The organism is Nocardiopsis yanglingensis, from assembly GCF_045809185.1.
Taxonomy (GTDB): Bacteria; Pseudomonadota; Gammaproteobacteria; order Xanthomonadales; family Xanthomonadaceae; genus Stenotrophomonas; species Stenotrophomonas yanglingensis.
Map to the genome: position 1 here is coordinate 1 of NZ_JBJNRH010000028.1, position 21,927 is coordinate 21,927.

Genomic DNA, 21,927 nt, shown 5'->3' on the forward strand with positions numbered 1-21,927 from the left:
CCTCCGCACCTGGTGAACGCACATCCGCGGTGCGTGCACGTGGGCCGCGCGGCATATCCAGCTCGTCATCGTGTTGCAGCCGCGCACGCACCTGCGGCAGCGACTGCGGATGCTCGCGCGCGAGGAAATCAAGCATGCGTTCGCGCACCAGGCAACGCAGGTCGAAGGCATCACCGGAGCTGCGCGCGCTGACCAGCAGGCGCACCTGGATCGCACGCTCACTGGTCTCGGTCACCTGGGTCACGCAGACCCGGCCATCCCACAGCGCTTCGCCCCGGCAGATGCGTTCGAGCTCGGCACGGATCGCCGCAATCGGCGCCCGGTAGTCCAACCACAGGAACGCGGTGCCGAGCAGGTCGGCGCTGCGCCGCGTCCAGTTCTGGAACGGGTTTTCGATGAACCAGGTCAGCGGCACCACCATCCGCCGCTCATCCCAGATACGCACCACCACGTAGCTGCTGCCGATCTCCTCGATGCGGCCCCACTCGCCCTCGACGATCACCACGTCATCCAGCCGGATCGGCTGCGTCACCGCGATCTGCAGGCCAGCGATCAGGTTGCCGAACACCGGCTTGGCGGCGATGCCCGCCACCAGGCCGATCAGGCCCGCCGATGCCAGCAGCGCGGTGCCGATCTTCTGCACCATGGGAAAGGTCAGCAGTACCAGCGACGCGCCGAGCACGATGATGCCGCCCATCAGCACGCGGCTGAGCACCCGCGTCTGGGTCTGGATGCGGCGTGCCTCCAGGTTGTCCGAGACATCGATGGGATGGCTGCGCAGGATTGCCCGCTCACCCGCCGCCACCGCGCGTACCAGCAACCAGATGAAGCACGCGGTCAGCGCGATGTGCAGCACATGCTGCAGATTGCCCAGCAGCGGATCCTGCAGCGGTGTGGCCTGCAACGCGGGGATCAACAGCAGCAGCGGCCATGCGGTGGCCATCGGCAGCCCGAGTACACGACCGATGCGCGCACGCCGGCGATCACGCCCTTTCAGCCGGTGATAGATCCACAGGATCAGCCACGCGCCGATGCCGCCCACCAACGCTGCCAGACCCAACGGCCATGCATATGCCTGTGCGCTTTGCCAGTGCACCGTTGCCACCTCCACTCGAACAGCCAAGCAGACAGCCTCGCGCATGGGGCATGAGCGTCACGTCAGCCGTTCGTAAGAAGGGTGTTGGTCGGCAGGGCTTGCAGCCCTGCACCTGCTGCAGTCAACGGCAACAACAACAGCAACAGCAACAGCAGAAGCGGGTTTCCTGTGGGGTGGCGGGGCGGGTCCGGTTGCGGGGGGCGCTGCAAGTACGTCCATGTAAGCTCGGTCGCCGCATCCATGCGGCTCACGCCCCCGCAACCGGACCCACCCCGCCTTCGACAGATCTCCGCGATCTGCAGTAGATCCACGCCATGCGTGGATGAATCTCCATCGGAATCGAATATTTCGAATTGGAATCCCAAAGCATCCACGCATGGCGTGGATCTACCGTGTCGACCAAGGTCGACACCTACCAACAGCCGAGTGAACCTGTCGAAGGTGGGGCGGTGTCGGAGTGCGGGGTGTCAGCCGCATGGATGCGGCTGCCAAGCCTACAGGGACGTACTTGCGGCGTCCCCGCACTCCGACACCGCCCCGCCTCCGCCACGGAATGCCCGCTTCTGCTGTTGCTGTTGAGGTTGCCGGCCAGCGGCCGGCACTACCACAGGTGCAGGGCTGCAAGCCCTGCCGAAAACCCCTTACCGCACTTGCTCCTGCTTGCGCACGATCGCCATCGCGATCTCCAGCGACTGCTCGTAGTTCAACCGCGGGTCCACCGTCGAACGATACGCGCGCTCCAGGTCACGCTCGGTCAGTTCGCGCGCGCCACCGGTGCATTCGGTCACATCCTCACCGGTCAGTTCCAGGTGCACGCCACCCAGGCGCGTGCCTGCGGCCGCATGCAGATCGAATGACATCTCCACTTCGCCACGCACATTGTCAAAGCGCCGTGTCTTGAAGCCATTGGCGGTGCTTTCGGTGTTGCCGTGCATCGCATCGCACACCCACAGCACGCGGCGGCCATCGCGCTTGACGGCATCCAGCAGCGGCGGCAGCTTCTCGGCAATCTGCGCTGCACCCATGCGATGGATGAAGCTCAGTCGACCTGGTTCGTCGTGCGGGTTGAGCACATCGATCAGGCGCAGCAGCTGGTCCGGCGTCACCGATGGGCCGACCTTGATCGCAATCGGATTGCGTACGCCACGCAGGTATTCCACGTGCGCGCCATCGAGCGCGGCCGTGCGCATGCCGATCCACGGGTAGTGCGTGCTCAGGTTCAACCAGCCCTGCTGGCGCGGCACCTGCCGGGTCAGCGCCTGCTCATACGGCAGCAGCAGCGCTTCGTGCGAGGTGTAGAAATCGATGCGGTTGAGGTTGTGCACGCGGGCCCCGGCCAGGGTCTCCATGAAGTGCACCGCATCACCGATCGAGGCCACCATCTTCTGGTACTCGGCAGCCAACGGCGAATGCCGCACCCACTCCAGGTTCCAGTACTCGGGGTGGTGCAGGTCGGCGAAGCCGCCGTCGATCAGCGCACGCACGAAGTTCATGGTCATCGCCGAGTGCGCGTGTGCCTGCAGCATCCGCTTCGGATCCGGCAAACGCGCGGCTTCAGTGAACGCCGGGGCATTGATCACGTCACCACGGTAGCTTGGCAGGGTCACGCCGTCGCGGGTCTCGGTATCGGCCGAACGTGGCTTGGCGTACTGGCCGGCAAAGCGCCCAACACGGATCACCGGCTGGCGCAGGCCGTGCACCAGCACCAGGCTCATCTGCAGCAGCACCTTCAGCCGGTTGGAGATGGTGCCCGACTCGCAGTCGCTGAAATTCTCTGCGCAGTCGCCGCCCTGCAGCAGGAAGCGCTTGCCTTCCTGCGCATCGGCCAGCTGCTGCTTCAGCGCCAGTATCTCCCACGAGGTGACCAGCGGCGGCAGCCGCTTCAGTTCGTGCAGGGCGGCGTCCAGCGCCACCGGGTCCGGGTAGGTCGGCATCTGCAGCGCGGTCTTGCCACGCCAGCTCTCCGGCGACCAGGCAGCGCCAGCGGCGGTCGCGGCAGGATCGGGGACAGGCGAAACGGCGGACAGGCTCATTGCAGACTTCCGGAGGTGGGGGACGTTCATGGTCGCAGAGCCGACCGCTGTCGCAAAGGGCTGGGCGCGGCCTGCACATGGCTGAACGCCGGGGAAAGGGCATCGCGATCGGCCAGAAACCGCATGCCCACGGTCGTCCGCACAGGCGCATGATTCGCCACGCACTGTTACGAAGTAACAATCACCCCACCGGCCCCTTCCACAGCCTATCCGCCATGAAGCCCTCCCTGCTCGCTACCGGCATCACCTTCGCCCTGGCCCTGGCCAGCCTGCCCGCCTTCGCCGCGGTGGCCGACGACGCCTCCACGTCGGTCAAGGATCTGGACGCGGTGACCGTCCACGCCCAGCTCGACCAGGCCCGCAACACGCTGTCGCCGGATATCGGCAGCAGCCAGTACCAGATCACCGCCGAGGACATCCAGAAGCAGCCGCTGGGTGCGTCTGCGCCACTCAGCCAGGTGCTGCTTCAGGCGCCCGGCGTGGTCCAGGATTCCTATGGCGGCGTGCACGTGCGCGGCGACCACGCCAACCTGCAGTACCGCATCAACGGCGTACTGCTGCCCGAATCGATCTCCGGCTTCGGCCAGACCCTGGATGCGCGCACGATCAAGAGCATCCGCCTGATGGACGGCGCGTTGCCAGCGCAGTTCGGCGAGCGCACCGCCGCGGTGGTCGACATCACCACCCGCAGTGGCGCCGAGCTCGGCAATGGCGGGAGCGTCGGCATCACCACCGGCTCGTTCGGCAAGGTCAATCCGAATGCCTCCTGGTGGGGCTCGCAGGGACGCTGGAGCTGGTTCCTGACCGGCAATTACGACCAGAACGAGGTCGGCCTGGAGAACCCCACCAGCTCGCGCAAGCCGCTGCACGACGACACCCACCAGGGCAAGGCCTTCGCCGACCTGACCTATCTGGTCAACGAGAACACCCGCCTGAGTGTGTTCGCCGGCTTCGCCAACAACCGCTTCCAGATCCCGGTCAATCCGGGGCAGACGCCGCAGTTCGGTTACCTGGACACCACCACCTTCGACTCCAGCCAGCTGGATGAAACCCAGCGCGAGACCACCCGCTTCGGCATGCTGGTGCTGCAGGGCACGTTGGGCAGCACCGCCTACCAGCTGTCCGCCGGGCAGCGCTACAGCGATGTAGCGTTCAACCCGGATGTCATCGGCGATCTGCTGTTCAGTGGCGTCGCCTCGCAGGTGCAGCGCAGCAACCGCGCCAACACCCTTCAGGCCGACTTCTCCACCCCACTGGGCAACGACCATACGCTGCGCTATGGCCTGTACGGCAACTACGAGAACGCGCGGGCCAGCAACAGCAGCTGGGTGTTCCCGGTCGATGACGCCGGCCAGCAGTCCAGCACCACGCCGCTGCTGATTCCTGACCGCAGCGCCTTCCATGCCAGCACGCTGGCGTTGTACGTGCAGGATGAATGGAAGATCGGCGACGACTGGACCGTGAACTATGGCCTGCGTGGTGACCGCTACAAGGCCTTCGGCCGCACCGAGGGCCAACTCAGCCCGCGCCTGGGCGTGGTCTGGAATGCCAGCGACAGCACCACCGTGCACGCCGGTTATTCACGCTACTTCACGCCACCGGCCAGCGAACTGATCGCCAGCAGCGACATCGCGCTATACGACGGCACCACCAACCAGCAGCCCAGCGGCGGCAACAACACGCCGCTGGCCGAGCGCAGCGACTACTACGACATCGGCGTCTCGCAGCAACTGGGCGAGCACCTGACCCTGGGCCTGGACGCGTACGACCGCCGTGTTGCGCGGCTGCAGGATGAAGGCCAGTTCGGCGCTGCCTACATCTACTCGACCTTCAACTATCGCCGTGGCCATATCCGTGGCCTGGAGTTCAGTGCCGACTACAGCAACGGTCCGTTCAGCGCCTACTTCAACGCGGCCTACAACAAGGCCATCGGCACCCAGGTCATCACCAGCCAGTACAACCTCGATCCGGATGCGCTGGCCTATGTGGCCGACCACTGGATCCACCTCGACCACGACCAGAAGCTGACCTCGTCAGGTGGCCTCAGCTACGCCTTCGCCGGGCACAACCGGATCGGGGCCAACTACGTGTTCGGCAGCGGCCTGCGTTCGGACATCGAGGGCGTGCCCAATGGTGGCGAGCTGCCGTCGTACCTGCAGGTGAACCTCAGCGCTGGGCACGACTTCAACGCCGACAGCGGCCATCCACTGCATGTGCAGCTGGCGGTGATCAACGCTTTGGACCGCAGCTACCAGCTGCGCGATGGCGGCGGTGTCGGCGTGTTCGCCCCGCAGTGGGGACCGCGCCGTGGCGCTTACCTGAGCCTGCAGCAGGATTTCTGAGAGACAGGGGGCGGAGCCCTTTCCGCAGGAAAGGGCTCTGACCCCGCGCCGGGAATGGGGTCAGAGCCCTTTGCGCTGCAAAGGGATCCGACCCCGTCCTGCTTCAGCGCTTGACCTTGCGCAGCGACACCACCAGCGCCCACAGCGCCAGCAGCACGAACCACACGGCCGACCACATCGGCATGGTCAGGCCAAGGAAGGTCCAGTCGATGTTGCCGCAGTTGCCAGTGCCGGTCAGTACCGTGCGGAACACTTCCAGCGGCCCCATGGTCTCGCTCAGGAAGGCCAGCGGCGGGCCACAGGTGGAACCCATTTCCGGCGGCAGCATCTGCACGTAGACGTGGCGCGCGGCGATACCGACGCCCACTGCGGCGGCAATGAACGCCAGCACGCCATAGGTCGCGCGTCCCGGGCGGTTGGATGGCCCGTGCAGCGCACCGATCAGGAACAGCAGGCCGAGCGCGGCGAAGGCCAGGCGCTGGAAGATGCACAGCGGACACGGCTCCAGGCCCATCTTCAGCTGCAGGAAGATCGCGTAGCCAAGCAGGCCCGCGCAGATCAGGAAGCCCAGGAAGAACTGGGCGCGGAAGGGCCAGCGCAGTGGATTCATCGTCAACGCTCGAATGGATCAGGCGCCAAGCGTAACCGAGAGTGCGTGCCATTCGAACCGCCACAGGTGACGCCTGTCGGAACGGTGTGGGTCGGATCCCTGTCCTGCGGAAAGGGATCCGCCCCCTCAAATGCAAAAGCCCGGCAGAGGCCGGGCTTTCGCTGTGTCGCGTTGGAGCAGTCCGATTACTCGGCCACTTCCTCGGCCACGACCGGACGGTCGACCAGCTCGACGTAGGCCATCGGCGCGTTGTCGCCGGCGCGGAAACCGCACTTCAGCAGACGCAGGTAGCCGCCCGGACGGTTCGCGTAGCGCGGGCCCAGGATGGTGAACAGGTTGCCCACGGCTTCGTTGTCGCGCAGGCGGGCGAAGGCCAGACGGCGGTTGGCGACGGAGTCGACCTTGGCCAGGGTGATCAGCGGCTCGGCAACGCGGCGCAGTTCCTTGGCCTTCGGCAGGGTGGTCTTGATCAGCTCGTGCTTGAACAGCGAGGCGGCCATGTTCTTGAACATCGCTTCGCGGTGGGCGCTGGTACGGCTGAACTTACGGCCAGACTTCTGGTGACGCATGGTGATATTCCTTGGTTAATGATGAGACTGTGCGGATCGTTGTCGCCTTCCTGGCGTTGCTGCGCGGACTGCGGATGGTCCTGGCCGCCCGTCCTGGACGACCTGCCGCGCGAACCTGGGGTTCATCGTGGCATGTTGTGTTGCGTTGAAGGCCCCACCGCGAACGGTGGAGCCTTCAGGCATTACCGATATCAGCCCAGCATGCCGTGGCTGGCGACGCCGGCCGGCGGCCAGTTCTCCAGCTTCATGCCGAGGGACAGGCCGCGCTGAGCCAGCACTTCCTTGATCTCGGTGAGCGACTTCTTGCCCAGGTTCGGGGTCTTCAGCAGCTCCACTTCGGTCTTCTGGATCAGATCGCCGATGTAGTAGATGCTTTCAGCCTTCAGGCAGTTGGCCGAACGCACGGTCAGCTCCAGATCGTCGATCGGGCGCAGCAGCACCGGATCCACGCCGTTGTTGGCCGGCTTGGCTGCACCGCGGTCGCGGTGGGTGAAGTCACCGAACACCGACAGCTGGTCGCTGAGGATGTCGGCGGCGGTGCGCACGGCTTCCTCGGCGTCGATGGTGCCGTTGGTCTCGATATCGATGACCAGCTTGTCCAGGTCGGTACGCTGTTCGACGCGGGCCGCTTCCACGGCATAGGCGACGCGGCGGACCGGCGAGAACGAGGCATCCAGGACCAGGCGGCCGATGGCACGGGTTTCTTCGTCCGGACGACGACGCGCGGCAGCCGGCTGGTAGCCGAAACCACGTTCGATCTTCAGACGCATGTTGATCGCCGTATCCTTGGTCAGGTGGCAGATCACGTGTTCGCCGTTCAGGATCTCCACATTGTGGTCGACCTTGATGTCGGCAGCGGTGACAACGCCCGGGCCCTGCTTGGACAGGGACAGGGTGGCGCTGTCGCCGGAGTGCATACGGATGGCCACGTCCTTCAGGTTCAGCAGGACTTCGAGCACGTCCTCCTGCAGACCTTCGACCGTGGTGTACTCATGCAACACGCCGTCGATTTCGACTTCCGTGATGGCGAAGCCCGGGATGGACGACAGCAGCACGCGACGCAGGGCATTACCCAGCGTATGCCCGTAACCCCGCTCCAAAGGTTCGATAACGACCTTTGCACGGGTGTCGGTAAGGCGTTCGATCTGCGGACCGCGAGGACGCAGAACCTGGTTGGCGGTAACCGTCATGTTGCGGGTTCTCCTAGTGAACCCCCGGCCGTCGCCGGGGGCTCTCCAATGTGAATTACTTCGAATACAGCTCGACGATCAGCGCTTCGTTGATGTCCGCAGGCAGATCCGAACGATCCGGAACAGCCTTGAAGATGCCGGTGAACTTGCCGGAATCCACTTCAACCCACGACGGGCTCAGGTCATGCTGGGCGGCGACGGTCAGGGCTTCCTGGACGCGCAGCTGCTTGGCAGCCTTTTCAGACAGAGCGATGGCGTCGCCAGCCTTGACCTGGTACGAAGCCAGGTTGACCGACTTGCCATTCACGGTGACGCCGCGGTGCGACACCAGCTGACGGGCAGCCGGACGGGTCACGGCGAAGCCCATGCGGTAGACGACGTTGTCCAGGCGGGTTTCCAGCAGCTGCAGCAGGTTCTCGCCGGTGTTGCCCTTCTTGGTCGAGGCCTTCTTGTAGTAGTTGCGGAACTGACGCTCCAGCAGGCCGTAGATACGCTTGACCTTCTGCTTTTCACGCAGCTGGGTGGCGTAGTCGGACAGCTTGCCCTTGCGGGCAGTGGCGCCGTGCTGGCCGGGCTTCTGCTCCAGCTTGCACTTGGAGTCCAGCGCACGCGCCGGGCTCTTCAGGGACAGGTCGGCGCCTTCGCGACGGGCGAGCTTACAGGTAGGACCGATATAACGAGCCATTTCTTATCGCTCCCTTTAGACGCGACGCTTCTTCGGCGGACGGCACCCGTTGTGCGGGATAGGCGTCACGTCGATGATGTTGGTGATCTTGTAGCCGACGTTGTTCAACGAACGCACGGCCGACTCACGGCCCGGACCCGGGCCCTTGATGCGGACTTCCAGCGACTTCACGCCGTAGTCCAGCGCAGCACGACCGGCCTTTTCAGCAGCCACCTGGGCAGCGAACGGGGTCGACTTGCGCGAACCGCGGAAGCCAGCGCCACCGGAGGTCGCCCACGACAGAGCGTTGCCCTGGCGGTCGGTGATGGTGACGATGGTGTTGTTGAACGAAGCGTGGACGTGGGCAACGCCGTCGGTGACGACGCGCTTGATCTTCTTCTTGGTCTTAGCAGCGGGCTTAGCCATTTCTCAGTCCCTTACTTCTTGATCGCCTTGCGCGGACCCTTGCGGGTGCGGGCGTTGGTACGGGTGCGCTGGCCACGCAGCGGGAGGCCACGACGGTGACGCAGGCCGCGGTAGCAGCCCAGGTCCATCAGGCGCTTGATCGCGATGCCGATCTCACGGCGCAGATCGCCTTCCACGATGTACTTGCCGACTTCGGTGCGCAGGCGCTCGATTTCCGGCTCCGACAGATCGCGGATCTTGGTGGTCGAAGCAACGCCTGCGACTTCGCAGACCTTCTTCGAACGGGTACGGCCGATGCCGTAAATGCTTTGCAACCCGACCCAGACGTGCTTCTGGGCTGGCAGGTTGACGCCTGCAATACGCGCCATGACGCGGTTCTCCAGCTGAGTGATGGCCGACAGCGCGCCTCGGGCACGCCAATCCGGCAGGATGGATCAAAAAAGTGAACTAGCGATACTAACAAGGTTCCGGTTTACATGGAAGCCCGTGAAACCATTGGTTTCATGAACCCGGCCTGGGGAGTGTGCCCAGGCTCCGGCGCCGGATGGGGTTGGACCTGGGGTTTCCCCCGGGGCCGCCCGCGCTACTCCAGCGCAGGACCACCTCACCACACCCCCACCCGGAACCGCTGCGGGGGCCGCCCTTCGTTTGTGTGGCCGGAGTCCGCGAAGCGGAGGGACCATCACGTCAGGAAGACGAAAGTATAACAGGCCAATCAGCCGCGGGCAAAGCCGCCGCGGTTGCCGCCCTTCAGGTTGGCCTTCTTCAGCAGGCTCTCGTACTGGTGCGACATCAGGTGCGCCTGTACCTGGGCGATGAAGTCCATCACCACCACCACCACGATCAGCAGCGAAGTACCACCGAAGTAGAACGAGGCGTTCAGCTGCGTGCGCATCAGTTCCGGCAGCAGGCAGACGATCACCAGGTAGGCCGAGCCGGCCGCGGTCAGGCGGGTCAGCACGCCGTCGATGTAGTCGGCGGTGGCCTTGCCCGGACGGATGCCCGGAATCAGCGCGCCCGACTTCTTCAGGTTGTCGGCGGTTTCCTGCGAGTTGAACACCAGCGCGGTATAGAAGAACGCGAAACCGGTGATCAGCGCAGCGAACACGATCATGTGCAGCGGCTCGCCCGGACCCAGGGCATTGGCGACCTTCTGCAGGATCTGGCCCATGCTGCTCTGGTTGGCGGCCTGACCGGACCACATGGCCAGGGTGGCCGGGAAGGCCAGCAGGCTCGAGGCGAAGATCGCCGGGATGACGCCGGCCATGTTGAGCTTCAGCGGCAGGAACGAGGTCTGGTTCATGTACGCGTTGCGACCGCCCTGGCGGCGCGCGTAGTTGACCGTGATCCGGCGCTGGCCACGCTCGACGAACACCACGAAGAAGGTGAAGGCGAGCACGACGATGGCGATCAGCAGCAGCTGGATGAACTGGATGTTGCCGTCGCGGTAGGCGTCGAAGGTGTGGATGACCGCACCCGGCAGGCCAGCGACGATACCGGCGAAGATGATCAGCGACACACCATTGCCGATGCCGCGCTCGGTGACCTGCTCACCGACCCACATCAGGAACATGGTGCCGGCGGTCAGCGCGACCACGGCGGTGAGCACGAAGCCCATGCCCGGTGCGTACACGACCGGAGCGCCCGACGGCGAGACCTGGCCCTGCAGGGCCAGGGCGATCGAACCGCCCTGCACCACTGCCAGCAGCACGGCGCCGATGCGCGAATACTGGGTGATCTTGCGGCGACCGGACTCACCTTCCTTCTGCATCGCCTTCAGGGCGGGGAAGATGTGCACGGCCAGCTGCATCACGATCGATGCCGAGATGTACGGCATCACGTTCAGCGCGAAGATGCTGAAACGGTGCAGGGCGCCGCCCGAGAACATGTTGAACATGTCCACGATGCCGCCGCCCTGCTGTTGCATCATGGCAAGCATGGCATCGGGATTGACGCCCGGCACCGGCACGTAGCAGCCGATGCGATAGACGATCAAAGCCCCGACGACGAACAGCAAACGTTGGCGAAGTTCAGTGAACTTGCCCATTCCGCCCGCGAGGTTACCGATGCCAGCTTGCGCCATGATTTTCTTACTCCGTTACGCTGCCGCCGGCAGCTTCGATCGCGGCCTTGGCACCAGCCGTGGCAGCGATACCCTTCAGGGTGAACGCCTTGGTCACTTCGCCCTTGACGACGACCTTGGCCTTCTTTGCAGTGCTCGGGACCAGCTTGGCAGCACGCAGGGCGGCGAAGTCGATCTCACCGGCCGGCAGCTTGTCCAGCGCGTACAGCAGCACTTCAGCGGTGTCCTTGGCGATCGGCGAACGGAAGCCGATCTTCGGCAGACGACGCTGCATGGGGGTCTGGCCGCCTTCGAAGCCAGCCTTGATCTTGCCGCCACCCTTACGGGCGAACGAACCCTTGTGGCCGCGGCCGGCAGTCTTGCCCAGGCCCGAGCCGATACCGCGACCGACGCGGGTGCGCTCGGTGCGGGCGCCCGGTGCCGGGCTCAGTTCATTGAGACGCAGAGTCATGATCGATTACTCCTCAACCTTGACGAGGTAGTGAACGGTGTTGATCAGACCGCGAACCTGCGGGCTGTCCTTCAGTTCACGCACATCGTTGAGCTTGTTCAGACCCAGAGCACGCACCGACAGGCGGTGACGCGACTGAGCACCACGCAGGCCGCGCACCAGGCGCACCTTCACAGTCTTGTTGGACTCATTAGCCATGGTTGAGTTCCTCCACCTTCTTGCCGCGCTTGGCCGCGATGCGAGCCGGCGACTGCGCAGCAGACAGGCCCTTCACGGTGGCACGCACCAGGTTGATCGGGTTGCGCGAACCGGTGGCCTTGGCCAGCACGTTCTTCACGCCAACGGCTTCCAGCACGGCGCGCATGGCACCGCCGGCGATGACGCCGGTACCTTCCGAAGCCGGCTGCATGAACACGCGGGCTGCGCCGTGACCATCCTTGATGGTGTGCCACAGGGTGCCGTTGTTCAGGTCAACGCTGACCAGGTTCTTGCGGGCCTGTTCCATCGACTTCTGGATGGCGACCGGCACTTCGCGGGCCTTGCCATAGCCGAAACCGACCTTGCCTTCGCCGTCGCCGACAACGGTCAGGGCGGTGAAGGTGAACTGGCGGCCACCCTTGACGGTCTTGCTGACGCGGTTGACCGCGACCAGCTTTTCGATCATGCCGTCGTCGACTTTCTCTTCGCGGTTACGGTCGCGATCGCGACCCCGCTGCTGACGCTCTTCTGCCATTTTGATTCCTTGGTAGTTTGGGTATGTACGGCTCGGGGCCGCTTATGGTTGTGGAATGCCGCGTTGTTCCGGTGGGCCACTGCAGAAGAGTGGCGCCGTCCAGCCTCACTCAGGCTGGCGAGCAGGCGGGCAGGAGACCACAGGTCCCCTGCCCTTATCCCTTAGAACTGCAGGCCGGCTTCGCGGGCGGCTTCTGCCAGGGCCTTGATGCGGCCGTGGTAGCGGTAGCCCGAACGATCGAAGGCAACCTTCTCGACGCCGGCGGCCTTGGCGCGCTCAGCGACGATACGGCCGACCTTGGCGGCGGCATCGGCGTTCTTGCCGTTCTTCAGACCTTCCATGACGTCGGTCTGGGTGGTGTTGGCAGCAGCCAGCACCTTGGAACCGTCGGCGGTGAAGACCTGGGCGTACAGGTGCTGGCCGGTGCGCAGCACCGACAGGCGGGCGACGCCGAGCTCACGGATGTGGGCGCGGGTCGACTTGGCGCGACGCAGGCGGGCGATGTTCTTGTTCATTTTGATTATTCCTTGAAAGCTGAAGGAAGAGCTTTTCCCTGAGAAGTCCGCACAGGGATGTGCGGGCTCTTGCGAGGGACTCGCGCTTATGCCTTCTTGGCTTCCTTACGGATGATGACTTCGTCGGAGTACTTCACGCCCTTGCCCTTGTACGGCTCCGGCTTGCGGAACGCACGGATCTTGGCGGCGACTTCACCGACGACCTGCTTGTCAGCGCCCTGGACCAGGATCTCGGTCTGGGTCGGGGTGGTGATGGTGATGCCTTCCGGCGCCACGAACACGACCGGGTGCGAGAAACCGAGCGACAGGCTCAGGTCCTTGCCCTGCATGGCAGCACGGTAACCCACGCCGACCAGCTCCAGCTTGCGCTCGAAGCCTTCGGACACGCCCTTGACCATGTTGGCCAGGATCGCACGCACGGTACCGGTCAGTGCGACCAGATCGGCGTTCTCGGTGCTCAGGGTGGCAACGCCGCTGTCGACGTTGATGGCAATACCGGCCGGCTTCGGCAGCGACAGGGTGCCCTTCGGGCCCTTGACGGTGACGCTGTCCGACTGGACGTTCAGTTCAACCTTACCCAGGTCGATCGGCTTCTTGGCTACGCGGGACATAGTTCTACTCCTTTCGCCTTAGGCCACGAAGCACAGGACTTCGCCGCCGACGCCCAGCTGGCGCGCCTGCGCATCAGTCATGATGCCCTTGGAGGTGGAAATGATGGAGATACCCAGGCCGTTCATGACCTTCGGCAGTTCGCTCTTGCCGCGGTACTGGCGCAGGCCCGAACGCGAGAAGCGCTTCAGGGTCGCGATGACCGGCTTGCCTTCGAAATACTTCAGCACGATTTCCAGCTCGGACTTGTTGTTTTCCAGCTGGGTCACGCGCAGGTCGGTGATGTAACCCTCGTCCTTCAGGACCTGGGCGATCGCAACCTTGATCTTGGACGACGGGGCTTTCACCGTCTGCTTGCCAACCGCGGCCGCATTCTTGATGCGGACCAGCAGGTCGGCGATGGGATCAGTCATGCTCATATGAGTACCTTTGAGTGCACCGATATCCGCTTTCGCGAAAATCTGTTGTCTCCTGGAAACGGGCCAGGCCCCTTGATGCAGCGGGCCAGGGGCCCACTCCTACAACCCCGTTTGCACAGGGCAAGACGCGGGAGTATACGCCAAAAGAGCCCGGCTTGCGCCGGGCTCTTCGGTTTTTTTGCGTCGGGAAGGCTGAATGCCTCCCCTGCCCGGTTCAGGAACCCCCGAAGGGGCACCTGATCGCAGGGCCGGCTGGGATTACCAGCTGGCCTTGCGCAGACCCGGGACGTCGCCACGCATAGTGGCTTCACGCAGCTTGTTACGGCCCAGGCCGAACTTGCTGTAGACGCCACGCGGACGACCCGACAGCTCGCAACGGTTGCGCTGGCGGCTCGGCGACGAATCGCGCGGCAGCTTGGCCAGCTTGGTTGCGGCGTCGATCTTCTCTTCATAGGTCGCGTCCACGGAGGACACGATCTTCTTCAGAGCTGCACGCTTCTCAGCGTACTTCTTTGCCAGCTTTTCCCGCTTGATGTCGCGGTTGACCATGGAGGTCTTTGCCATTTCGGTTTCCTCGACAGATCAGTTACGGAACGGGAACTTGAACGCTGCCAGCAGCGCCTTCGCTTCCGCGTCGGTCTTCGCAGTGGTGGTGATGGCGATATCCATACCGCGGATCGCGTCGACGGCGTCGAAGTCGATTTCCGGGAAGATGATCTGTTCCTTCACACCCATGTTGAAGTTGCCGCGGCCGTCGAAGGAACGACCGGAAACACCACGGAAGTCGCGCACGCGCGGCAGCGAGATGTTGATCAGGCGATCCAGGAACTCGTACATCTTGTGGCGACGCAGCGTGGTCTTGCAGCCGATCGGCCAACCATCGCGGATCTTGAACGACGCAACCGACACACGCGACTTGGTGACAACCGGCTTCTGGCCGGAAATCTTGGTCATGTCGCCGACGGCGTTTTCCAGGATCTTCTTGTTGGTGGCCGCTTCGCCGACACCCATGTTCAGGGTGACCTTGACCAGCTTCGGCACTTCCATCGGATTGGTGTAGCCGAACTGCTTCATCAGCGCCGGCACCACTTCGTCCTTGTAGAACTTTTCGAGACGGGAACTCATCTTCTCATTCCTCAGGCGTCGAGCGCCTCACCGCTGGAGCGGAACACACGCAGTTTGCGTCCATCCTCCAGCACCTTGAAGCCAACGCGTTCGCCCTTGCCCGAAGCCGGGTTCAGAACATTCACGTTGGAGATATGGATCGAAGCTTCGCGCTCGACCACGCCGCCAGCAACACCTGCCTGCGGGTTCGGCTTGGTGTGGCGCTTGACGATGTTCACGTTGGCGACGACCACACGGTCGCCGTCGACGCGGACGACTTCGCCCTGCTTGCCCTTGTCCTTGCCAGCGTTGACGACAACCTGGTCGCCCTTCTTGATACGGTTAGCCATGATTATCTCCTGTCGCTCACAGCACTTCGGGAGCGAGCGAGACGATCTTCATGAACTTCTCCGAACGAAGTTCACGGGTCACCGGCCCGAAGATACGGGTACCGATCGGCTCCTGCTTGTTGTTCAGCAGGACGGCAGCGTTGCCGTCGAAGCGGATCAGCGAGCCGTCGGCGCGACGCACACCCTTGCGGGTACGCACCACGACGGCGTCATACACTTCACCCTTCTTGACCTTGCCGCGCGGAATCGCATCCTTCACGGTGACCTTGATGATGTCGCCGATGCCGGCGTAACGGCGCTTGGAACCACCCAGCACCTTGAAGCACATCACCTGCTTGGCACCCGAATTGTCCGCGACGTCAAGGTAGCTCTGCATCTGGATCATGATTCAGCTCCTTATTCAGCCGCGCGCGTGATGACTTCCACCACGCGCCAGTTCTTGGTCTTGGACATCGGAGCAATCTCGGTCACGCGGACGACATCGCCTTCCTTGCAGGCGTTGTCGGCATCGTGGGCGTGCAGCTTCGTCGAGCGCTTGATGTACTTGCCGTACAGCGCGTGCTTGACCTGACGCTCAACCAGGACGGTAACCGTCTTGTCCATCTTGTTGCTGACGACACGGCCTTCGACCGTGCGCAGCGTCTTCTTTTCAGTATTGTCGCTCATAGCGGCCATCCTTACTTCGTGCTGCCGAGCAGGGTCTTGACGCGAGCAATCTCGCGACGGACCCGGCGAATGTCGTGGGTCTTCGGCAGCTGGCCGGTGACCTGCTGCATACGGACAGAGAACTGTTCCTTACGCAGGTCGATCAGGTGGGCCTTGAGTTCGTCAGCCGACTTTTCACGGAGAGTTTTGATATCCATCAGCGCACCGTACGGGTCACGAAAGTGGTGGTGACCGAGAGCTTGGCGGCGGCCAGGCGGAACGCCTCGCGAGCCACTTCCTCGGAAACACCCTCGATTTCATAGATCATGCGGCCGGGCTGGATCTGGGCCACCCAGTATTCCACGTTACCCTTACCAGAACCCATTCGGACTTCGATGGGCTTCTTGGTGATGGGCTTGTCGGGGAACACGCGGATCCACATCTTGCCGCCGCGCTTGACGTAGCGGCTGATCGAGCGGCGGGCCGCTTCGATCTGACGCGCGGTCAGCTGACCGTGTGCGGTTGCCTTCAGGCCGTATTCGCCGAAGCTGACAGCGTTGGCGCTCCAGCTCAGGCCATCGTTACGGCCCTTGTGTACCTTGCGGTACTTGGTTCGCTTGGGTTGCAACATTGTCGTTACCTCGCTTCACGGGCCGGGCGCTGACGGTCACCACGGTCGCCGCGATCATGACGATCGTTGCGCGACGGGGTGTCGTCCTGCTTTTCCTGGCCAACCTGGGAGAAATCGAAGACCTCGCCCTTGTAGATCCAGACCTTGATGCCGATGATGCCGTAGGTCGTCTTGGCTTCAGCGAAGCCATAGTCGATGTCGGCACGCAGGGTGTGCAGCGGCACGCGGCCTTCGCGGTACCACTCCGAACGGGCGATTTCTGCACCGTTGAGGCGGCCACCCACGTTGACCTTGATGCCCAGGGCACCCAGACGCATCGCGTTGCCGACCGAGCGCTTCATTGCGCGGCGGAACATGATGCGACGCTCCAGCTGCTGGGCGATCGACTCGGCAACGAGCTGCGCGTCCAGTTCCGGCTTGCGCACTTCGGTGACGTTGATGTGCGCCGGGACGCCCATCATCTCGCTCACTTCCTTGCGCAGCTTCTCGATGTCCTCACCGCGCTTGCCGATCACCACGCCCGGACGGGCGGTGTGGATCGTCACGCGAGCGGTCTTGGCCGGACGCTCGATCAGGATCTTGCTGATGCCGGCCTGAGCCAGCTTCTTGCGCAGCATTTCGCGCACTTTCAGGTCGGCTGCCAGGTAACCAGCGAACTCGGCCTTGTTGGCGTACCACTTGGAGTTCCAGTCCTTGGAAATGCCGAGGCGGATACCAATCGGATGAACTTTATGACCCATGGTCTTTTCCTTATCCGCTTACTTGGCGGCGCCCACAACCACAGTGATGTGGCTGGTGCGCTTGAGGATGCGGGTACCGCGGCCTTTCGCCCGCGCCATGAAACGCTTCAGGGTCGGACCTTCATCAACCATGATGGTCTGAACCTTCAGCTCGTCGACGTCGGCGCCCTGGTTGTTCTCGGCGTTGGCAATTGCCGACTCCACCACCTTCTTGATCAGGTGGGCAGCCTTCTTGTCCGAGAACTTCAGCAGGTTGACCGCACGCTCGGCCGGCAGACCGCGCACCTGGTCAGCGACCAGACGAGCCTTCTGCGGGGAGATGCGCGCAGTGCGCAGGATGGCTTTCGCTTCCATTGTCATCTCTCCTTACTTGCCCGACTTCTTGTCACCACCGTGACCCTTGAAGGTCCGGGTGATGGCAAATTCGCCGAGCTTGTGGCCGACCATGTTCTCGTTGACGAGAACCGGGATGTGGTTCTTGCCGTTATGCACGGCAATGGTGACGCCTACCATGTCAGGCAGGATCATCGAACGGCGCGACCAGGTCTTGATCGGCTTCTTGCTGCCCGCAGCGGCCTCCACCTTCTTGACGAGGTGGTGATCGACGAACGGGCCCTTCTTGAGTGAACGTGCCATGGTCGATTAGCCCCTACGATCGCGGACGATGAACTGCTGAGTGCGCTTGTTATGGCGCGTCTTGTAACCCTTGGTCGGGACACCCCACGGGGTGACCGGATGCGGGTTACCCTGGCCGGCCTTGGCCTCACCACCACCGTGCGGGTGGTCAACCGGGTTCATGGCAGCACCACGAACGGTCGGGCGGACGCCGCGCCAACGCTTGGCACCGGCCTTGCCCAGCTTTTCCAGGCTGTGCTCGTCGTTGCCGACTTCGCCGATGGTGGCGCAGCACTCGACCGGAACCTTACGCATTTCACCCGAGCGCAGGCGCAGGGTGGCGTAGATGCCTTCGCGAGCCACCAGCTGCACGGCCGCACCAGCGGCGCGAGCGATCTGAGCGCCCTTGCCCGGCTTCAGTTCGATGCAGTGGATGGTGGTGCCGACCGGGATGTTGCGCAGCGGCAGGGTGTTGCCGGCCTTGATCGGGGCATCCGAACCAGCGATCACCTGATCACCAGCCTTCAGGCCCTTCGGGGCGATGATGTAGCGACGCTCACCGTCGACGTAGCACAGCAGAGCGATGTGCGCGGTGCGGTTCGGATCGTATTCGATGCGTTCCACGCGCGCCGGGATGCCCAGCTTGTTGCGCTTGAAGTCGATGATGCGGTAGTGCTGCTTGGCACCACCACCGACGTGACGCACGGTGATGCGGCCATGGTGGTTACGACCACCCGAGCGGCTCTGCGACTCGACCAGCGCAGCGTGCGGAGCACCCTTGTGCAGGTCGGGAGTGACCACGCGCACGGCCGAACGGCGGCCGGGGGAAGTGGGCTTGAATTTCATCAATGGCATGGGATGTACCTCAGGCCTTGGCCGTTACATCGATCGACTGGCCATCGGCCAGGCGAACGTACGCCTTGCGCCAATCGCCGCGGCGGCCAGCACGGTTACGGAAGGACTTGTTCTTGCCCTTGACGTTGACCACGTTGACGGCTTCGACCTTGACGTCGAACAGCTGCTCAACCGCGGCCTTTACATCGGCCTTGGTGGCTTCGTTCGAAACTTCGAAGACATACTGGTTGGAGAGTTCCTGCAGGCGCGCGGTCTTTTCGGAGACACGCGGGGCACGCAGCACGCTGAAGATTTTTTCGTTGCTGTTCATGCCAGCCACTCCTCGACCTTCTTGACCGCGTCAGCGGTGATGACGACCGTGTCGGCACCCACCAGCGAGACCGGATCCAGACCCTGGACGTCACGCACCTGCACGTACGGCAGATTGCGGGCGGACAGGTACAGGTGCTCGGACGCTTCTTCGGTGACGATCAGCGGGCGCTTGCCCACTTCCAGGCCGGCCAGCTTGGCGATCAGACCCTTCGTATTGGTCACTTCGACGTCGAAGGACTCCACGATGGTCAGACGGCCCTGACGGTTCAGCTCGGACAGGATCGCGCACATGGCGGCACGGTACTGCTTACGATTGACCTTCTGCTCGAAGCTGCGCGGCTTGGCCGCGAAGGTGACACCGCCGCCGACGAAGATCGGAGCCGTCAGTGCGCCATGACGCGCGCCGCCGCCCTTCTGCTTCTTCGACTTCTTGGTGGTACCAGCCACTTCGGAGCGAGTCTTCTGTGCCTTGGTGCCGGCGCGACCGGCGTTGCGGTAGGCAACGACGACCTGGTGGACCAGATCTTCGCTGAAATCGCGACCGAACACGGCGTCGGAGACCGAGACCTTGTTGTTGCTACCCGTGATAACGAGTTCCATCGTCATCTCTCCTTATGCCTTGCTCGCCGGACGGACGATCACGTCGCCACCCGCCGCGCCCGGAACGGCGCCGCGAACGGCGATCAGACCGCGCTCGACGTCGACCTTGACCACTTCCAGGTTCTGGGTGCTCTGCTGCACTGCGCCCATGTGGCCCGACATCTTCTTGCCCGGGAAAACGCGACCCGGAGTCTGGCGCTGACCCAGCGAACCCGGCGCGCGATGCGACAGCGAGTTACCGTGGGTTGCATCGCCCATACGGAAGTTGTGGCGCTTGATGGTGCCCTGGAAGCCCTTACCCTTGGTGACACCCTGGACGTCGACGATCTGGCCGACTTCGAAGATGTCCGCCTTGACTTCGCCGCCAACGGCGAAATCGCCGAGCTGCGCGTCTTCAACGCGGAATTCCCACAGGCCACGACCCGCTTCCACCTTCGCCTTGGCGAAGTGGCCGGCTTCCGGCTTGTTGACCAGGGCAGCGCGACGCGCGCCGACGGTCACTTGCACGGCGCTGTAGCCGTCGGTTTCGACGGTCTTGATCTGCGCGATGCGGTTCGGGGTTGCTTCGATCAGGGTCACCGGGATGGAGCGGCCATCTTCAGTGAACACGCGGCTCATGCCAGCCTTGCGGCCCACGAAGCCCAACGAATACTTCTTCGTCATGGTCGTAGTCCTCAGGTCAGCTTGATCTGAACGTCGACGCCGGCAGCCAGTTCGAGCTTCATCAGCGCGTCCACGGTCTTGTCATTCGGGTCAACGATATCGAGCACGCGCTTGTGCGTGCGGGTCTCGTACTGGTCACGCGCGTCCTTGTCGACGTGCGGGGAGACGAGAACGGTGTAACGCTCGATCTTGGTCGGCAGCGGGATCGGGCCACGCACTTGCGCGCCGGTCCGCTTTGCCGTTTCAACGATCTCGCTGGCCGAACGGTCGATCAGACGATGATCGAACGCTTTCAGCCGGATCCGGATCTTTTGGTCCGCCATGGCGGTAGGTTCCTTCGTTAAAAGAGCGACAGACAAAGCCTCTGGGTTGCTTTGTCCCATGAAATTCCTGAATACGGACGACCCACAGTCCTGCAGGCCGCCAAGGTCACTCCATAGACCTCAAAAACGTAGGCAGACCAGTTTCCCGGCCTGCCCAGACGTAGAAGCATAATGGCACGCAAGGCAGCTGTCAACAGTCGCCTGTTGACGCCGCCTGAATGGCATTGACCCTTCCTGGTCCGGGGAACACAAGGCACATCCTGTGCCTGCTTTCCCATTTGATACGCCCCGATGCCCTACCCAGGCAACATCGGGGCGCAGATACTACCAGATTACTCGATGATCTTCGAGACCACGCCGGCGCCGACGGTACGGCCGCCTTCGCGGATGGCGAAGCGCAGGCCTTCGTCCATTGCCACCGGGTTGATCAGGGTGACGACCATCTTGACGTTGTCACCCGGCATCACCATTTCGACGCCTTCCGGCAGAGCAGCTGCGCCGGTGATGTCAGTGGTGCGGAAGTAGAACTGCGGACGGTAGCCGTTGAAGAACGGGGTGTGACGGCCGCCCTCGTCCTTCGACAGGACGTAGACTTCGCCTTCGAACTTGGTGTGCGGCTTGATCGAACCCGGCTTGGCCAGGACCTGGCCACGCTCGACGTCGTCACGCTTGGTGCCGCGCAGCAGCAGGCCAGCGTTGTCGCCTGCCTGACCCTGGTCCAGCAGCTTGCGGAACATTTCAACGCCGGTCACGGTGGTCTTCTGCACCGGACGGATGCCGACGATTTCGATTTCGTCGCCAACCTTGATCACGCCACGCTCGATACGACCGGTCACCACGGTGCCGCGGCCCGAGATCGAGAACACGTCTTCCACCGGCATCAGGAACGGCTTGTCGATCGCACGCTCCGGCTCCGGAATCCAGCTGTCCAGGGCATCGACCAGCTTCAGGATGGCCGGCACGCCGATGTCGCTCTGGTCGCCTTCCAGCGCCAGACGGGCCGAACCGGCGATGATCGGGGTGTCGTCGCCCGGGAAGTCGTACTTGCTCAGCAGCTCGCGCACTTCCATCTCGACCAGCTCGAGCAGCTCGGCGTCGTCAACCATGTCGGCCTTGTTCAGGAACACGACGATGTACGGCACGCCGACCTGACGCGACAGCAGGATGTGCTCGCGGGTCTGCGGCATCGGGCCGTCAGCGGCCGAGCAGACCAGGATCGCGCCGTCCATCTGGGCAGCACCGGTGATCATGTTCTTGACGTAGTCAGCGTGGCCCGGGCAATCGACGTGGGCGTAGTGACGGACCGGGGATTCGTATTCGACGTGCGCGGTCGAGATCGTGATACCACG

32 protein-coding genes are annotated in these 21,927 nt (G+C 63.6%); 1 reads left to right on the forward strand and 31 read right to left on the reverse strand.

The features are described from left to right. Both ACJ7C5_RS20800 and ACJ7C5_RS20805 read right to left on the reverse strand, forming a co-directional pair. A partial coding sequence (locus tag ACJ7C5_RS20800) for a mechanosensitive ion channel family protein (protein WP_412704935.1) occupies positions 1 to 1,096 on the reverse strand: 1,096 nt, incomplete at its 3' end. 641 nt (positions 1,097 to 1,737) lie between these two features. Beyond that, positions 1,738 to 3,129: a class II 3-deoxy-7-phosphoheptulonate synthase gene (locus tag ACJ7C5_RS20805; RefSeq protein ID WP_188487954.1), complete on the reverse strand. Its 1,392-nt coding sequence runs from the start codon at positions 3,127 to 3,129 to the stop codon at positions 1,738 to 1,740. A 215-nt stretch (positions 3,130 to 3,344) separates the two neighbouring features. Between ACJ7C5_RS20805 and ACJ7C5_RS20810 the strand changes: the two genes are divergently transcribed. Then, positions 3,345 to 5,471, forward strand: a complete 2,127-nt coding sequence (locus ACJ7C5_RS20810; RefSeq protein ID WP_412704936.1) for a TonB-dependent receptor — start codon at positions 3,345 to 3,347, stop codon at positions 5,469 to 5,471. Positions 5,472 to 5,574: 103 nt separating this feature from the next. Here ACJ7C5_RS20810 and ACJ7C5_RS20815 read toward each other — a convergent pair whose 3' ends face one another. The 29 genes from ACJ7C5_RS20815 to tuf form a co-directional block, all read right to left on the reverse strand. Further along, positions 5,575 to 6,081: a disulfide bond formation protein B gene (locus ACJ7C5_RS20815; RefSeq protein WP_043401431.1), complete on the reverse strand. Its 507-nt coding sequence runs from the start codon at positions 6,079 to 6,081 to the stop codon at positions 5,575 to 5,577. Positions 6,082 to 6,266: 185 nt separating this feature from the next. Next, positions 6,267 to 6,650 carry a 50S ribosomal protein L17 gene (gene rplQ / locus ACJ7C5_RS20820; RefSeq protein ID WP_005408217.1) on the reverse strand — a complete coding sequence of 128 codons (384 nt, stop codon included), beginning with the start codon at positions 6,648 to 6,650 and terminating at the stop codon, positions 6,267 to 6,269. A 191-nt stretch (positions 6,651 to 6,841) separates the two neighbouring features. Beyond that, entirely contained in the window at positions 6,842 to 7,840 is a 999-nt protein-coding gene (locus ACJ7C5_RS20825; RefSeq protein ID WP_010483975.1) for a DNA-directed RNA polymerase subunit alpha, read from the reverse strand. Between the two features lie 55 nt (positions 7,841 to 7,895). Further along, complete coding sequence (gene rpsD, locus ACJ7C5_RS20830) at positions 7,896 to 8,525, reverse strand: 30S ribosomal protein S4 (protein ID WP_004145446.1); 630 nt, start codon at positions 8,523 to 8,525, stop codon at positions 7,896 to 7,898. Between the two features lie 15 nt (positions 8,526 to 8,540). Then, on the reverse strand, positions 8,541 to 8,930 hold the full coding sequence (gene rpsK, locus ACJ7C5_RS20835; RefSeq protein ID WP_004145443.1) for a 30S ribosomal protein S11: 390 nt from the start codon (positions 8,928 to 8,930) through the stop codon (positions 8,541 to 8,543). A gap of 11 nt (positions 8,931 to 8,941) precedes the next feature. Further along, complete coding sequence (rpsM, locus tag ACJ7C5_RS20840; RefSeq protein ID WP_412704937.1) at positions 8,942 to 9,298, reverse strand: 30S ribosomal protein S13; 357 nt, start codon at positions 9,296 to 9,298, stop codon at positions 8,942 to 8,944. 347 nt (positions 9,299 to 9,645) lie between these two features. Then, positions 9,646 to 10,977: a preprotein translocase subunit SecY gene (gene secY / locus ACJ7C5_RS20845; RefSeq protein WP_485873436.1), complete on the reverse strand. Its 1,332-nt coding sequence runs from the start codon at positions 10,975 to 10,977 to the stop codon at positions 9,646 to 9,648. A gap of 43 nt (positions 10,978 to 11,020) precedes the next feature. Beyond that, positions 11,021 to 11,464, reverse strand: coding sequence for a 50S ribosomal protein L15 (gene rplO / locus ACJ7C5_RS20850; RefSeq protein WP_004154498.1), 444 nt, complete (start codon positions 11,462 to 11,464; stop codon positions 11,021 to 11,023). A gap of 6 nt (positions 11,465 to 11,470) precedes the next feature. Next, positions 11,471 to 11,662, reverse strand: a complete 192-nt coding sequence (rpmD, locus tag ACJ7C5_RS20855; RefSeq protein ID WP_004145412.1) for a 50S ribosomal protein L30 — start codon at positions 11,660 to 11,662, stop codon at positions 11,471 to 11,473. Beyond that, positions 11,655 to 12,197, reverse strand: a complete 543-nt coding sequence (gene rpsE, locus ACJ7C5_RS20860; protein WP_004145411.1) for a 30S ribosomal protein S5 — start codon at positions 12,195 to 12,197, stop codon at positions 11,655 to 11,657. Before rpsE ends, rpmD begins: the two co-directional genes overlap by 8 nt. Positions 12,198 to 12,358: 161 nt before the next feature. Further along, positions 12,359 to 12,712: a 50S ribosomal protein L18 gene (gene rplR, locus ACJ7C5_RS20865; RefSeq protein ID WP_005408212.1), complete on the reverse strand. Its 354-nt coding sequence runs from the start codon at positions 12,710 to 12,712 to the stop codon at positions 12,359 to 12,361. An 86-nt stretch (positions 12,713 to 12,798) separates the two neighbouring features. Beyond that, positions 12,799 to 13,323: a 50S ribosomal protein L6 gene (gene rplF, locus ACJ7C5_RS20870; protein WP_412704938.1), complete on the reverse strand. Its 525-nt coding sequence runs from the start codon at positions 13,321 to 13,323 to the stop codon at positions 12,799 to 12,801. Between the two features lie 18 nt (positions 13,324 to 13,341). After that, positions 13,342 to 13,734, reverse strand: a complete 393-nt coding sequence (rpsH, locus tag ACJ7C5_RS20875; RefSeq protein ID WP_485873437.1) for a 30S ribosomal protein S8 — start codon at positions 13,732 to 13,734, stop codon at positions 13,342 to 13,344. A gap of 264 nt (positions 13,735 to 13,998) precedes the next feature. Continuing rightward, complete coding sequence (gene rpsN / locus ACJ7C5_RS20880; protein ID WP_005408209.1) at positions 13,999 to 14,304, reverse strand: 30S ribosomal protein S14; 306 nt, start codon at positions 14,302 to 14,304, stop codon at positions 13,999 to 14,001. Positions 14,305 to 14,322: 18 nt separating this feature from the next. After that, entirely contained in the window at positions 14,323 to 14,865 is a 543-nt protein-coding gene (gene rplE, locus ACJ7C5_RS20885; RefSeq protein ID WP_004154491.1) for a 50S ribosomal protein L5, read from the reverse strand. A gap of 11 nt (positions 14,866 to 14,876) precedes the next feature. Beyond that, positions 14,877 to 15,194, reverse strand: a complete 318-nt coding sequence (gene rplX / locus ACJ7C5_RS20890; protein ID WP_004154490.1) for a 50S ribosomal protein L24 — start codon at positions 15,192 to 15,194, stop codon at positions 14,877 to 14,879. Positions 15,195 to 15,210: 16 nt separating this feature from the next. Then, positions 15,211 to 15,579 carry a 50S ribosomal protein L14 gene (gene rplN, locus ACJ7C5_RS20895; RefSeq protein WP_010483978.1) on the reverse strand — a complete coding sequence of 123 codons (369 nt, stop codon included), beginning with the start codon at positions 15,577 to 15,579 and terminating at the stop codon, positions 15,211 to 15,213. A gap of 11 nt (positions 15,580 to 15,590) precedes the next feature. Then, positions 15,591 to 15,860, reverse strand: a complete 270-nt coding sequence (rpsQ, locus tag ACJ7C5_RS20900; protein ID WP_004154489.1) for a 30S ribosomal protein S17 — start codon at positions 15,858 to 15,860, stop codon at positions 15,591 to 15,593. A gap of 11 nt (positions 15,861 to 15,871) precedes the next feature. Next, on the reverse strand, positions 15,872 to 16,057 hold the full coding sequence (rpmC, locus tag ACJ7C5_RS20905) for a 50S ribosomal protein L29 (RefSeq protein WP_004154487.1): 186 nt from the start codon (positions 16,055 to 16,057) through the stop codon (positions 15,872 to 15,874). After that, positions 16,057 to 16,470, reverse strand: a complete 414-nt coding sequence (gene rplP / locus ACJ7C5_RS20910) for a 50S ribosomal protein L16 (RefSeq protein WP_004154486.1) — start codon at positions 16,468 to 16,470, stop codon at positions 16,057 to 16,059. The genes rpmC and rplP overlap by 1 nt, the downstream gene beginning before the upstream one ends. A 5-nt stretch (positions 16,471 to 16,475) precedes the next feature. Next, positions 16,476 to 17,210, reverse strand: a complete 735-nt coding sequence (gene rpsC, locus ACJ7C5_RS20915) for a 30S ribosomal protein S3 (protein WP_004145350.1) — start codon at positions 17,208 to 17,210, stop codon at positions 16,476 to 16,478. Between the two features lie 18 nt (positions 17,211 to 17,228). Further along, the gene (gene rplV / locus ACJ7C5_RS20920; RefSeq protein WP_004145348.1) at positions 17,229 to 17,564 is read right to left on the reverse strand and encodes a 50S ribosomal protein L22; all 336 of its coding nucleotides are present in this window, start codon (positions 17,562 to 17,564) and stop codon (positions 17,229 to 17,231) included. A gap of 12 nt (positions 17,565 to 17,576) precedes the next feature. Further along, positions 17,577 to 17,846, reverse strand: a complete 270-nt coding sequence (rpsS, locus tag ACJ7C5_RS20925; RefSeq protein ID WP_004154485.1) for a 30S ribosomal protein S19 — start codon at positions 17,844 to 17,846, stop codon at positions 17,577 to 17,579. Between the two features lie 6 nt (positions 17,847 to 17,852). After that, on the reverse strand, positions 17,853 to 18,680 hold the full coding sequence (gene rplB / locus ACJ7C5_RS20930) for a 50S ribosomal protein L2 (protein ID WP_004145339.1): 828 nt from the start codon (positions 18,678 to 18,680) through the stop codon (positions 17,853 to 17,855). Positions 18,681 to 18,690: 10 nt separating this feature from the next. Continuing rightward, positions 18,691 to 18,990 carry a 50S ribosomal protein L23 gene (rplW, locus tag ACJ7C5_RS20935; RefSeq protein WP_004145338.1) on the reverse strand — a complete coding sequence of 100 codons (300 nt, stop codon included), beginning with the start codon at positions 18,988 to 18,990 and terminating at the stop codon, positions 18,691 to 18,693. After that, positions 18,987 to 19,592, reverse strand: coding sequence for a 50S ribosomal protein L4 (gene rplD, locus ACJ7C5_RS20940; RefSeq protein ID WP_004145337.1), 606 nt, complete (start codon positions 19,590 to 19,592; stop codon positions 18,987 to 18,989). The genes rplW and rplD overlap by 4 nt, the downstream gene beginning before the upstream one ends. Before the next feature lie 12 nt (positions 19,593 to 19,604). Beyond that, positions 19,605 to 20,255, reverse strand: a complete 651-nt coding sequence (gene rplC, locus ACJ7C5_RS20945; RefSeq protein WP_004145336.1) for a 50S ribosomal protein L3 — start codon at positions 20,253 to 20,255, stop codon at positions 19,605 to 19,607. An 11-nt stretch (positions 20,256 to 20,266) separates the two neighbouring features. Beyond that, positions 20,267 to 20,578, reverse strand: coding sequence for a 30S ribosomal protein S10 (rpsJ, locus tag ACJ7C5_RS20950; protein WP_005408208.1), 312 nt, complete (start codon positions 20,576 to 20,578; stop codon positions 20,267 to 20,269). 332 nt (positions 20,579 to 20,910) lie between these two features. After that, positions 20,911 to 21,927, reverse strand: a 1,017-nt coding sequence (gene tuf, locus ACJ7C5_RS20955; protein WP_088481071.1) for an elongation factor Tu, incomplete at its 5' end; no start/stop codon positions are given.